Below are 13,286 nucleotides of genomic sequence, written 5' to 3'. Positions count from 1 at the left end.
GGCTGCGCGCCGCTCACTCGCCAATCTCTTTTTGCCGCACGCTGCGACCCACTCATGACGCCTGAACTCGGCCAGATCGCACTGATCCTGGCGCTGCTGCTGTCGCTTGCCCAGGGCGTGTTGCCGCTGATCGGTGCCTGGCGTGGCAATACCGCCTTGATGGGCGTCGCGCGGCCGGCAGCGGTGGGCCAGGCCGTGTTCGTGTGGATGGCGTTCGGCCTGCTCGCCTGGTCGCTGCTGTCGCTGAATTTTTCGGTCGGCTATGTCGCGGCCAACGCCAACATCGCCCTGCCCTGGTACTACCGCTTTGCCGCGGTGTGGGGCGCGCACGAAGGCTCGTTGCTGCTGTGGATCGCCATCCTTGCGACATGGACGGTGTTGCTGGCCGCCTTCAGCCGGCATCTGCCGCAGCATTTCGCCGCCCGCGTGCTGGCGGTGCTGGGCCTGGTATCGGTGGGCTTTCTGGCCTTCATCCTGCTGACCTCCAATCCGTTCGGGCGGCTGTCGCCGATTCCGCTGGACGGCAACGAGCTCAATCCGGTGTTGCAGGACCCGGGCATGACCTTCCACCCGCCGGTGCTGTACACCGGCTATGTCGGTTTCTCGGTGGCCTTCGCGTTTGCGGTGGCGGCGCTGCTGGGCGGCGAACTGGAACAGGCCTGGGTGCGCTGGGCGCGGCCGTGGACCAATGTGGCCTGGGCCTGCCTCACCGCCGGCATCGTGGCAGGTAGCTGGTGGGCCTATGCAGAACTGGGCTGGGGCGGCTGGTGGTTCTGGGACCCGGTGGAAAACGCCAGTTTCATGCCGTGGCTGGTGGGCACCGCGTTGATCCACACCCAGGCGGTCACCGAAAAACGCGGCAGCCTGCGTGCGTGGACCATCCTGCTGTCGATCCTGGCGTTCTCGCTGTCGCTGCTGGGCACGTTCCTGGTGCGCTCGGGCGTGCTGACCTCGGTGCATGCGTTCGCCGCCGACCCGCGCCGCGGGCTGTACATCCTGATCTTCCTGGTGACGGTGGTGGGCGGCTCGTTGCTGCTCTACGCCTTGCGCGCACCGAAGATCGCCAGCGGCAAACCGTTTGCCGCCGCCTCGCGCGAGACCGCGATTCTGATCGGCAATCTGTTGCTCACCGTCGCCGCAGCGATGGTGTTGCTGGGCACCCTGTTCCCGTTGATTGCCGACGCCTTCGGCCTGGGCAAGGTGTCGGTGGGGCCGCCATATTTCGGCCTGTTGTTCCCGTTGCTGATGTTGCCGGTGGTGCTGTTGCTGCCGTTCGGCCCCTACCTGCGTTGGGGCCAGGCCGACGCCGCACCGTTGAAGGCGCTGGGCGCGCGCGCCGGCATCGCCGCAATCGCCTGTGCGCTGGTCGGCAGCCTGTTTGCCGATGGCCAGGCCAAGGCGATTGCCGGCGTTGGCGTGGCGGCCTGGGTGGCCACCGGCACCGCGCTGTACGTCTACAAACGGTGGCGCGAGATGCCGCGCGGGCGGCGCTTTCCGGCAGAGATGGCCGGCATGTTGATCGCGCATGCCGGCGTGGCGGTGTTCGTCGCCGGCGTGCTGATCTCCGACAGCCTGTCGGTCGAACGCGACGTGCGGCTGTCGCCCGGGCAGAGCGCGGAGATTGCAGGCTACGCGTTCCGCTTCGACGGCGTGCAGCTGGTCGACGGGCCGAACTGGAAGGCCGAACAAGGCAGCGTGCAAGTCAGCCGCGATGGCAAGGTCATTGCGCAATTGCATCCGCAAAAACGCCTGTACAGCAGCGAACGCATCCAGACCGAATCGGCGATCGATCCCGGCATCACCCGCGATCTGTATGTCGCGCTTGGCGAGCCGCTGGACGACCAGCACATCGAACACGATTGGACCTTGCGGCTGTACTACAAGCCCTTCATCCGCTGGATCTGGGCCGGCGGCCTGTTGATGATGCTGGGCGGCTTCGTCAGCGCCTGCGCACGACGCTTCCGCGCGCCGGTCTCCGCAGGCAAGGCGGCTGCATCGCCGGCATACCAAGCGCCCATCATCGCACAGGAGTCGCACCCGTGAAGCGCATGCTGCCCTTGCTGGGGTTCTTGTTGGTCGCCGCCCTGTTCGGCTTCGGCATCTACTGGACCATGCAGCACGACCCGCGTGATGTGCCCTCCCCATTGATCGGCAAACCGGCGCCGGCCTTCTCGCTGCCGCGGCTGGATGCGCCCGACCAGCATGTCACCCGTGAGCAGCTGCTGGGCAAGCCGTATGTGCTCAACGTGTTCGGCAGCTGGTGCGCCGAATGCGTGCACGAGCATCCGGTGCTGATGGCGCAGGCCAGCCGGCTCGGTGTGCCCTTGATCGGCTACAACTACAAGGACGCGCCGGCCGATGCGACTGCCTGGCTGGCACGCTTGGGCAATCCTTACGCAGTGGTCATCGCCGATGAAGCCGGCCAGACCGCCATCGATTTCGGCGTCTACGGCGCACCGGAAAGCTTCCTGATCGATGCGCAGGGTACGATTCGCTACAAGCACATCGGCGTGCTCACCCCCGATGTCATCAACGATGAGCTGCTGCCCGCCATCGCAGCACTGCCCAAGGGCGCACCGTGATGCTGGGGTATGGCGTCTTTCAGGCGCATCGGCGTGACCAGGCGCGCAAGCTGCGCCTGTTGCTGGTGCTGCTGTTGGGAATAGTGCTCGCGCCCTGCGTGCAGGCGCAGGCGGTGGACCCGTTGCCGTTCAAGACCCGCAGCGAAGAAGCGCGGTATCAACAACTGACCGCGCAACTGCGTTGCCTGGTGTGCCAGAACGAGAACCTGGCCGATTCCAATGCCACCCTGGCGCGCGATCTGCGTCATCAGGTGTTCGCGCAGCTGCAGGCCGGCAAGAGCGATGCGCAGATCAAGCAGTACATGGTCGACCGCTATTCGGATTTTGTGTTGTACGACCCGCCGGTCAAACGCGGCACCTGGCTGTTGTGGTTCGGGCCGCTGCTGATGTTGGGCGCGGGCGCTGTAGTGGTGATTCACACCGTGCGTAAACGTGCGCGCGTTGGCCCAGCGGTGGCACCGCAGGCAGAGGAAGACTGGTGATGACGGGTTTTTATTTTTTGAGCGCTGCGCTGGTGGTGGTTGCGCTACTGCTGTTACTGCTGCCGCTGCTGCGCACACCTACGCGCAATGGCAATGCACGTTACACGCTGCCGATTCTGCTGGTGCTGGGCCTGCCCGTCGCCACCGCCGGTCTGTATCGGCTGGTCGGCGCGCCCGATGCGATCGCACATCCGGCCTACGTGACGGCGCCCCAGACGGCGCCCATCGCAACGGCTGCTGCAGCCGATGCGGCACCACCGCAACCCAGCGCTGCCGAACAGGCGCAACTGGCAGCGCTCACCTCGTGGATGGAACAGGCCAAAGCGCATGAGCAGAACAACCGCTCCGCCGAGGCGCGCGATGCCTACGCGCAGGCACTGAAGATCGCGCCCGACACCAGCGCGGCCATCGTCGGCTGGATCGCTGCCGACATGGCGACGCACAGCGATTTCGCCATCGATGCGACCTCGCGGACGCGGTTGCAGCAGCTGATCGCGCGCGAGCCGGACAATCAGCGTGGGCTGTGGCTACTGGGCATCAGCGATTTCCAGCAGCACGACTACGCCGCAGCCACCACCCATTGGCGGCATCTGCATGGCTTGCTGGAAACCGGCTCGCCGATGCAGAACGCGGTGGCGGACAAGATTGCCGTGGCCGAATCGATGGCGAGCGCTCGGCAATCCGGGCGTGCTGCACGCTGAAAACAGCAGCGCAAAAGCGTGCAGACGGCGGCGTCAGCCCACTAGGCGCATTGCCAGCAGTCATGGTGCGCAGCGGCGGTCGGTAGACGCAGAGCAACAGGCTGACGCGGAGCGCGCGAGGTTGCCTGCGCAGTCCGCAATGGTGTCTGGATGAAAGCCGTCGAGGTGGCGGCCAAGAAGCTTTGAGCGCGCGATGCGGCAGATCCCGCATCTGCATCGCTCAGGACGACGGCCCCAACACCTCGTGCAACTTCCCGCTGAACTCGCCCAGCGTAAAGGGCTTGGCGATCATGCTCATGCCCTCGGCAAGAAATTCGCCACGGTCGCGTGCGGTCTCCGCGTAGCCGGTCATGAAGATCACCGGCAGATCGCGGCGCGACTGTCGCGCAATCTCGGCCAACTGGCGTCCGTTGAGCCCGGGCAACCCGACATCGGTGACCAGCAGATCGATCCGTCGCTGCGAGGCCAGAATCGGCAGCGCGGCATCGGCATCGGCCACCACTTCGGCCTGGTAGCCCAGCTCGCCAAGCAGCTCGGTCACCAGCAGACGCACCTGTTCGTCGTCTTCCACCACCAGCACCTGCTGCCCCTGTCCGGCTACCACCGCGCCGATCTGTGGCCCGACCGCAACGCTCTGCGCTTCCGCACCGGCAGGCAGGTACAAGCTCACCGTGGTGCCAACGCCCACTTCCGACTCCACCCAGACCTGCCCGTTGGACTGCTGCATGAAGCCATAGATCATCGACATGCCCAGGCCGGTGCCCTGCCCGATCGGCTTGGTGGTGTAAAACGGCTCGAACACGCGCTCTAGCACATCGGCCGGCATGCCGCTGCCGGTATCGGCGACCGACACCACGACGTAATCGCCCGGCGCCAGCATGATCCCGCGACCGAGTTCGAGCCGGTGTTCGTCGACATGCAGATGCCGGGTCGAAATGCGCAACTGACCGCCGTCCGGCATGGCGTCGCGGGCGTTGATGGCCAAGTTGATCAACGCGCTTTCCAGCTGGTTTTCGTCCACATACGCCTGCGGTAGCGCATCGCAAAGATCGGCTTCCATGCGTACCGACTCGCCCAGCGTGCGCGCCAGCAATTCCTGCAGCGACACCACCAGATCGTTCAACTGCAGATGCCGGGCCTGCAGCGATTGCCTGCGCGAAAACGCCAGCAGGCGCTGGGTCAGTGCGGCCGCACGCAAGGCCGAGGCCGATGCCACATCCAGGAACCGCCCAAGTCCCTCGGTGCGCCCCTGGTCGATGCGCAGACGCGCCAGATCCAAGGCCGACAGGATGCCGGTCAGCATGTTGTTGAAGTCGTGCGCAATGCCGCCGGTCAACTGGCCCACGGCTTCCATCTTTTGCGCTTGACGCAGCGCGGCCTCACTGGATTCGCGCGCCAACATCTGCTGCTGCAGCTCGGCGGTGCGTTCGGCCACCTTGGCCTCCAGCAGGTTGGCCTGCTCCTGGATCGATTCCATCGCCAGCGCACGTGCGGTGATGTCGGTCGCAAACACGTGGAAGCCATCCACCTTGCCATCTGCATCCAAGCGCGGCATGTAGCGGATCTCCGCATCGCGGCGGCGCCCATCGGCATGCGGCCAGCTCGCTTCCACCGTCAGCGCCTGGCCGGCCAGTGCGGCTTCGATCCAGGCGCGTCGCTCGGCCACCACCGCAGGCCCCACCACATCGACCAGCGGCTTTCCGATCACGTCCTGCGGCGGAATACCGATCCAGTCTTCGTAGGAGCGGTTGGCGAAGCGGTAGATCAGGTTCTTGTCGATGAAAGCGATCAATACCGGCAAGGCATCGGTGACGCGGCGCAGCTCGGCTTCGCTCAATGCCAGCGCGGCACGGCCTTCGGCCAGCTCTGCCATCTGGTCGCGGATCACGAACTGTTTTTGTCGCGACCGCAATGCGTTGAAAATCGCGCTCAACAGCGACGACGAACTGAGCGGCCGCTCCAGCTCGATGACATTGGTCATCTCGGCAGGCAGGCTCACCCGGCGACCGTGCTGGCTGCCACGTGGGGCGCGCAGCAGCACGAACGGAATATCCGACCACGCCGCCTGGCCTTGCAGGATTTGCTGCAACTGCTGCAGATTGCCGCCCAAGGCTTCTTCGGTGAGCACCACCACACCGGAACTGTCGAGCAGATCGCCAGCCAACGCTTCCAACGCGCTGTAGACCCGGTGCGTTAGCCCACGCCCACCGACGGTGGTCGCGATACTCTCCGCATCGCGGCCGAACGGCGCGATGATGTGGACGACCGAGCCATCCGCTTCACGGTTTGTCAAGTGCACGGTCCAGCAACGGCGTGCCGTCTCCGACAAACTGCGGGGTGCCAGTCAACACACCATGGAACCTGTCCAACGGCTCGCTCAGGTGCAGACCGCTGCTGGTGATGCGCATCTCGCGTATCGAATCTTCATGCGCGCCGCTGCGGTTCTTGATGACCGACAAGGCCTTGCGGATCCGCCCCTGCGCTTCGAAGAAGCGAAACAAAATGACGGTATCGGCCATGTAGGAAATGTTGAGATTGCCGGTGGACATCGTCCCCACCAGACCATGCTGCGGGTTGATCAGGAACGTGGTCACGCCGCTCTGGTTGAGATAAGACAGCAACTCGTGCATCTGCAGCATCAGCTGCTTTTCCTGCGGCATCGACGACAGGTAGCCGTTGAGGCTGTCGATCACCAGAATGCGGCAGTTGCGCGCTTCCACGCTTTCGCGCACCGCCCAGGCGAACTCACCGGGCGTCAGTTCCGCCGGGTCCATCTGGTGCAGTTCCAACATGCCGGACGCCAGATGCTTGCGCAGATCCATGCCCAGGTTTTCCGCGCGTGTCAGCAAGGTGCCGGTGCGTTCGTCGAACTGCAATACGCAGCAGTGCTCGCCACGCTCGCAGGCGGCACTGACATATTGCAGGGCGACATTGGTCTTGCCCGAGCCGGCCGGACCGGTCAGCAAGGTGCTGGTGCCGCGCAGCGGGCCGCCATGCAACAGCGCATCGATACGCTCGACACCGCTGGACACCGCATCGCCGACAAACGAGACGTGATGATCGGAGGCGATCAGGCGCGGGTAGATCCGCATTCCGCCGGTGACAATGGTGATGTCGTGGTAGCCGGCAGTGAAGTTGACCCCGCGCAATTTCTGCACCTGCATGCGCCGGCGCGCCGCACCGAAATCCAGCGTCATGCGCTCCAGCGAAATCACGCCATGACACAGGCTGTGCAGATGCGCATCGCGCTGGCCGTTTTCGTCGGTGAGGTCATCGACCAGAAACACGGTGATGTTGCGCGGCGCGAAAAACTGCTTCAGCGCCAGCACCTGGCGCCGGTAACGCAACGAGTCCTGCGCCAACAGACGCAGTTCGGACAACGAGTCAAACACCACGCGCGTGGGCTTGACCCGATCGACCTCGGCCTGGATCAGCTTGATCGTGCCATCCAGTTCCATTTCCCAGGGATGCAGAATGGACTGCTGGCGCCCGTCGCCGAGAAAGGCTTCGGCCGAGGCAAGCTCGAAGATGTGCAGCGCTTGCAGCGACCACCCATGCGAGCCGGCGACTTCGTTGAGCTCGTCGATGGTTTCCGACAAGGTGACATACAGGCAGCTTTCGCCCTTGGCTGCGCCATCGAGCAGGAACTGCAGCGCCAACGTGGTCTTGCCGGAGCCGGGCTGGCCTTCGAGCAGGTACAGCCGGTTGGCGGGCAGCCCTCCGCGGAGGATGGTGTCAAGCCCCGTCGTGCCGGTGGTGATGCGGTTTGCGATCAGCGGCTTCACGTTTTCCATGCCGTTTAAGTTAACACGCGCGCGTGATCGTCAGCTTCCAACGACTGAATTGATCAGCTTGCCCGGCTTGACGCGCAGCGCTTGCGGCCTACCTCTGGCCGTGATCTGCGTTGCGGTTTTTGCTGCACGCCGTGTTGCAGATCGGCACTCTGCCGCGCCCCATGCTGCTCGATGTGACAACTCCGACACATTCGTCACGGGCGCACGCATAGCCTTGACAGTGAAGCAGGTCGCGTTGTTGCGATCGCTTGAGGATCGCGGTGAACGACGCATCATGTAACGCACGCATTCTGTTGGTGGAAGACGACGACGCCATTCGCGCGATGACCGCGGATATCCTCTGCGAAGAGGGCTACCAGGTTGTCGTGTCTGCCGATGCCGAACAGGCGATGGAGCAGCTCGTCACGGCCTGTCCGTTCGACCTGCTGTTGTCGGACATCTGCCTTCCCGGCATGAACGGACGCGACCTGGCCGACAACGCACGCCGGTTATATCCCGCACTGCCGATCATTTTCATGACCGGCTATGCAGGCGTCAGCGCCAAGCGCGCCGACTTTCTGGATACCGGCATGCGCCTGCTGACCAAGCCATTTTCATTGCGCGACTTGCTGGGCATTGTGCAAACGGCGTTATAACCGGGCGCAACCGCGGCAATCTCACACGCTGCAAGTGCAGCTCACAGAGCGCGCTGGACAAGTGGTGGCAAGGGCTGCGCTACATGCTCGATCAGGACGTGAGCCGCCCGACGCAGAACACTCGACTCCGCTGCTGGCGTGACTTACCGCATTGCCGTCGCATCATGGGGACCGCCGCTCCAGCAACTGCCGCACGCGCAGCTTCAGCTCGGCCGCCAGGAACGGCTTGGTCAACACCTCCATCCCGTCGTCCAGCTGCCCCGCGCCGACGGCTGCAGTTGCCGCATAGCCGGTCACGAACAACACCGGCAACGTCGGCCGATACTGCCGGCCCGCATCGGCCACCTGGCGCCCGTTCAAACCACCGGTCAGGCCGACATCGGTCACCAGCAGATCGATTGGCTCTGACGAGCGCAAGCGCTCCACCGCAGCGCTGCCTTCGGCCGCTTCGATGACGCGGTAACCGGCCTCGGTGAGCACTTCGGAGATCAGGATACGGATGGCGGTTTCATCCTCCACCAGCAACACAGTGCAGCTCTGCGCTGCAGCGCGCTGCGGCTGTTCCGGCGTGGCCGCTGCAGCGTCCTGTGCATGTGCGCCGGTGAACCGCGGCAGGTACAGCGCCATGGTGGTGCCCACGCCCACTTCCGAATCGATGCGCACGTGCCCACCGGACTGCCGGGTAAACCCGTAGATCATCGACAGGCCCAGACCGGTGCCCTGCCCGATCGGTTTAGTGGTGAAAAACGGCTCGAATACTTTGGAGATGACCTCGTCGGTCATGCCGGTGCCGGTATCCTGCACGCTCAGGCAGACGTAGTCGCCAGGCGGCAGATCCAGCGGTTGGGCCGCGGCCGAATCCAGCGAGCGGTTGTGCAGGCTAATGGTGAGTTCACCGCCATCGGGCATGGCATCGCGCGCATTGAGGCACAGATTGAGCAGCGCATTCTCCAGCTGCGGTGCGTCCACCAGCACCTTCCACGGCTGCGGCGCCGGCGTCACCTGCAAGGTGATCGATGGACCCAAAGTGCGCGAGATGATCTCACGCATGCCGTGCACCAGCGTGTCCACGTCCAACGCACTGGGGGCAAGCGTCTGCCGGCGCGAAAATGCCAGCAGGCGTTGCGTCAACGCAGCGGCGCGCGCGGCGCTGGTTTGCGCCATTTCCACATAGCGCTCCAACCGGTCGTACTTGCCTTGCTCGACGCGTGCCTGCAGCAACTCCAGCCCCACCGTGATGGAGGTCAACAGATTGTTGAAGTCGTGCGCCAGGCCGCCGGTGAGCTGGCCGACGGCTTCCATCTTTTGACTCTGGCGCAGTTTTTCTTCGGCCAGCAGCAACGCTGCGCTGCGCTCGCGCACGCGTTCTTCCAGGGTCTCGGTCAGCAAGCGCAATTGCTCTTCGGCCGCGCGTCTGTCGCTGGCATCCGTCGCGGTACCGAACCATTCCTCAATCCCGCCCTGCGCATCCAGCAACGGCACTGCGCGCAGCAACGTCCAGCGCACCTGCTGTCTGTCCAGCACGCGCAGCTCAAGCTCCAGCGCAGCCTTATCACCGATCGCAGCATGGATGGCCGCAAGCAACGGCGCACGATCGTCCGGATGAATCCATTCCTGCTGCCAGCGCGGATTGGCCGGACGACCATCGTCCAACAAGCCATCGCCGGCATGCAGGCGCAACGCGCCCCAGTTGGCAGTGGCAGAAAAGATCGCTTGCGACGACGCGCGCACCAAGGCGTCCAGCCGACGCTCGCTTTTGATCAATGCCAGGCTGGCCAGGCGCTCGGCAGTGCGGTCGCGCAGCACTTTGACAAAGCCGATCGCCACCCCGCTTTCTTCGCGCAGCACCATCAGCGACCCATTGGCCCAGAACCGCTCGCCGGATTTGCGCATATGCCAGCGCTCGTCCATGCCGCTGCCGCTCTCCAGCGCTGCGGCGGCTTCGATGAGGAGCTGTCGATTCGCCACATCTTCCGGGGTAAATGTGCGCTCGAGCGATTGTCCGAGCATCTCGGCCTCGGTCCAGCCCAGAATGCGGCGCGCACCTTCGTTCCAGGAAGTCACCCGGCCGCGCATGTCGGTCGCGATGATCGCGTAGTCCATGACGCTATCGAGGATCTGCCGGTTGCGCACCTCCGCCTCGCGCACGGCGCGCTCCAGGCTGATGCGATCGGTGATATCCAACCCTTGCACGAAGATGCCGGAGACCGTGCCGTCGGCGCCGGCAATCGGCTGATACACCAGGTCCAGCAGATGCCGCTCGGTCGGCCCGCCCGGTATTGCCTGGACGTCGTACACCAGCGCATTGGCCGTATAGGCGCGCCCGGAACGATACACCTCATCCAGATGGCGCAGATGCCCTTGCTCGAGCGCATCCGGCAACGCTTCGGCGAGCGGCCGCCCGATCACGTCGCGGTGGCCGATCAAGCGCGAGTAACACGGGTTGGCGAACTCCACGCGGTGCTGCGGCCCACTCAAAAACGCCATGAACATCGGCGCCTGCTCGAACAGGCGGATCAAGCGCTCGTGCTCGTCGGCAAGCCGTGTCTGCGCCAACTTGCGTGCAGTCACCTCGTTGGTCACGCAGAACGCGCCACCGATGCTGCCATCGTCCAGATAGATCGGCGAAAACGAAAACGTCCACCAGGTGTCTTCCGGCACACCGTAGCGATTCATGGCGATCGGCATTTCTTCAAAACGCGACGCACTGCCGGCAAACGCCGCCTCGATCGGCGCACGTACCGCCTCCCAGGCATCGGCCCACAGCTCGCGCAGCGGCGCACCCAGCGCGTGCGGCTGACGCGGCCCCAGGATCGGCGCATACGCATCGTTGTAGAAAAACGTCAGCGCCTGGCCCCACACCACGTACATGCTTTCCGGCGACGTGAGCATCAGACTGACCGCATTGCGCAACGGCGACGGCCACTGCGCGCTCGGCCCCAACGGCGTCGCCGCCCAGTCGTATGCGCGCACCGCCTGCGCCATGGCGCTGTCGCCATGCGGAAATGCAGTAGTCATGCCGCGCGTATCCGCACGCTCACGCCATGCCGCAGATCGCCTGCACGACACCACCGCATCGCTTCACTGCCTGCGCCCCGATGACTGTTCACCCATCCGTGCATCTGTGCCAAACCATTAGAAAAGAGCCCAAGACCGCGCGGGGTATCGCCAACAGGCACGATCGACCACCCACACCACCGTCATCATCCAACCTGCAACAGGCGACGTCCATCCAGCCGTTGGTGCTGCCGCAGCGCCACGGTACTGCGCCGCGTGTGAGGACATGTGTTAGCCAACAGCGACGTGGCGCGCAACGGCCGGCTGGTCAGCTTGTTGGGCGTGTTAGACGTGCAGATCGCTTACGTGGCGCTATCAAGTGCGCAATTCATCTTTACCGAGCCATGGCTCGACCGGCCCGTGGCTCGCGACTTTTTTCGGCGTCTTCAAGAACCCAAGCGCACGGTTGTCTTGGGCGTGACTGGCTGCTCTGTATGCGTTAGTGGCGAGCCGCAGATCTGCGCGCCGGCTGCACGGCCCTTGCCCGCCTATCTCCGCGGGACACGCCGCAAGTACGTCCATGTAGCAACTGTGTTGGTCAGGACCTCAATCCGCGACCTTTGATCAGTTTCCTTCGGGCGTGTTCATCGGTAGGTGCCGGCCGCTGGCTAGCACGCTTTTGCGTTTACTCACGGCCGCCGAGCGCGCTCAGGTGGGCTGCAGAGCGGCTCTTTGATCGCGCACGCGCGCATTGAGGATGACCAGCATCTTGCGCATCACCGCCACGAGGGCGACCTTGCCTTCCTTGCCGCGTGTGCGCAGCGATCTGTAAAAATCGCGCAGACCTGGCTCGTGCCGAGCCGAGGACATCGCCGCCATATACAGCGCCTGCCGGATATCGGCTCGGCCTCCGCCGATCCCCCGTTTACCACGCATCGCGCCGCTGTCACGCGAGAGCGGGGCAACGCCAACCAATCGGGAGATTTGCTTTCCGCTGAGCGTCCCAAGCTCCGGTAACCGGGACACCAGCACGGCCAGCAGCACCGGACCGACCCCTTTGAGCGTCTTCAACGCGGCCAGGTGCGGTTGCTCGATGAGCAGCGTCTTCAGCTGCCCGGCGATCAGGTTGTCTAGCCGCGCCACGCTGCGCACAAGCTGGTTCACGTTGCCCTGCAGGATCTTTCGTAGCGCTTTTTCCGCAACCTGCAGCAACTGCTGCCTTGCTGCTTTCAGCAGTTCGACCAGTTGCCGACGGGCACGTACATGCTCGCCCAGATCGCGCTGCCAGGGTTCCAGTGGAACATACCGATGGAGTTCCATCTTCTCGGCCATGCAGGCCAACATGGCCGCGTCCAGCCGGTCAGTCTTGGCCAGTCCCAAACCGTTGGCCAGGTTGCGTGCCCGTTGTGCATTGACGCGCGCTACCGGCAGTGCGGCGTGATGCAAGGCATCCAGCGCTGCCAGCTCGTAGCCCCCGGTCGCCTCCAGCACCACCTGCCGCACCGACAGCGTCTTCAGCCAATCGACACGCTTCCGATGACCGCCTGCAGTGTTGGTGAACTGACGGGTTTGGCCTCGAAAAACGGCAACGTCCAGAAAGTGTTTGCACACATCGATCCCGATTCCGCTCATGGGAAATCTCCGCTAGGCTAAAAATGTCGAGAGCTCCCTCGCTTGCCCAGTCTTATCGTTTCGAGTGTCAGCTCGGGCAACTGTTCGGGCGAATCAAGGGAGAATCCGGCGTGGGTACCAAACTACATGGCGATCGCTGAGATCCAGGCTCTGACGGCAGCCCACGCCGGCTCTCGACACCTAAACTGCCAGATTCCGAACAGATAAGGCTCGGTGGCGGCATCCATGCCGCATAAGGTCCCGCGACGGTAAGCGGGCAATGGCCCGTCGAGATGATCGGTGGGCGCGGTTTTCAAGCCAGCCGCTTACAAACCCATGTGGTGCGGTGGACTGGCCACGCGGCATACCGACGTTCTCAGCTCAACGCGCACACGGAACACCGCTGTCACGCGGTTGGCGCCATCGAACAAGGCACCGGACCCACTGTGCAAGGATTGGCAGGACGCCACGCATGGACGCGATG

General features: G+C 64.3%; 9 protein-coding genes. 5 read left to right on the top strand and 4 right to left on the bottom strand.

Annotated elements, in window-relative coordinates; genetic code table 11:
* The first annotated feature begins 54 nt into the window (after positions 1–54).
* From ACCQ06_RS09860 to ACCQ06_RS09845, 4 genes are read left to right on the top strand one after another with little or no spacing between them, the layout of a single operon-like run.
* Positions 55–2,043, top strand: a complete 1,989-nt coding sequence (locus ACCQ06_RS09860) for a heme lyase CcmF/NrfE family subunit (RefSeq protein ID WP_316692076.1) — start codon at positions 55–57, stop codon at positions 2,041–2,043.
* Entirely contained in the window at positions 2,040–2,582 is a 543-nt protein-coding gene (locus ACCQ06_RS09855) for a DsbE family thiol:disulfide interchange protein (protein WP_316692075.1), read from the top strand. Before ACCQ06_RS09860 ends, ACCQ06_RS09855 begins: the two co-directional genes overlap by 4 nt.
* Complete coding sequence (locus ACCQ06_RS09850) at positions 2,582–3,064, top strand: cytochrome c-type biogenesis protein (protein ID WP_228325424.1); 483 nt, start codon at positions 2,582–2,584, stop codon at positions 3,062–3,064. Before ACCQ06_RS09855 ends, ACCQ06_RS09850 begins: the two co-directional genes overlap by 1 nt.
* On the top strand, positions 3,064–3,765 hold the full coding sequence (locus ACCQ06_RS09845) for a tetratricopeptide repeat protein (RefSeq protein WP_104616211.1): 702 nt from the start codon (positions 3,064–3,066) through the stop codon (positions 3,763–3,765). The genes ACCQ06_RS09850 and ACCQ06_RS09845 overlap by 1 nt, the downstream gene beginning before the upstream one ends.
* 220 nt (positions 3,766–3,985) lie before the next feature.
* On the opposite strand, the gene ACCQ06_RS09840 is transcribed toward ACCQ06_RS09845, so the two are convergent.
* Together ACCQ06_RS09840 and ACCQ06_RS09835 are read right to left on the bottom strand one after the other, a co-directional pair.
* On the bottom strand, positions 3,986–6,058 hold the full coding sequence (locus tag ACCQ06_RS09840) for a PAS domain-containing hybrid sensor histidine kinase/response regulator family protein (protein ID WP_228325420.1): 2,073 nt from the start codon (positions 6,056–6,058) through the stop codon (positions 3,986–3,988).
* On the bottom strand, positions 6,045–7,559 hold the full coding sequence (locus ACCQ06_RS09835; RefSeq protein WP_104616212.1) for an ATPase domain-containing protein: 1,515 nt from the start codon (positions 7,557–7,559) through the stop codon (positions 6,045–6,047). Before ACCQ06_RS09835 ends, ACCQ06_RS09840 begins: the two co-directional genes overlap by 14 nt.
* Positions 7,560–7,849: 290 nt before the next feature.
* Here ACCQ06_RS09835 and ACCQ06_RS09830 point away from each other — a divergent pair, with 290 nt between their 5' ends.
* Positions 7,850–8,194 (top strand): response regulator, encoded by a 345-nt coding sequence (locus ACCQ06_RS09830; RefSeq protein WP_316692541.1) that lies wholly within the window; start codon positions 7,850–7,852, stop codon positions 8,192–8,194.
* 162 nt (positions 8,195–8,356) lie between these two features.
* Here ACCQ06_RS09830 and ACCQ06_RS09825 read toward each other — a convergent pair whose 3' ends face one another.
* Together ACCQ06_RS09825 and ACCQ06_RS09820 are read right to left on the bottom strand one after the other, a co-directional pair.
* Positions 8,357–11,212 (bottom strand): hybrid sensor histidine kinase/response regulator, encoded by a 2,856-nt coding sequence (locus tag ACCQ06_RS09825; RefSeq protein WP_316692072.1) that lies wholly within the window; start codon positions 11,210–11,212, stop codon positions 8,357–8,359.
* A gap of 687 nt (positions 11,213–11,899) precedes the next feature.
* Positions 11,900–12,823, bottom strand: a complete 924-nt coding sequence (locus tag ACCQ06_RS09820) for an IS110 family RNA-guided transposase (protein ID WP_316687192.1) — start codon at positions 12,821–12,823, stop codon at positions 11,900–11,902.
* Between the last annotated feature and the right edge of the window lie 463 nt (positions 12,824–13,286).

The organism is Xanthomonas sp. NCPPB 4467 (assembly GCF_041475665.2).
Classification (GTDB): domain Bacteria; phylum Pseudomonadota; class Gammaproteobacteria; order Xanthomonadales; family Xanthomonadaceae; genus Xanthomonas; species Xanthomonas dyei.
The sequence above is the reverse complement of the archived record's forward strand: the minus strand, read 5'-3'. Positions and strand labels throughout refer to the sequence as shown.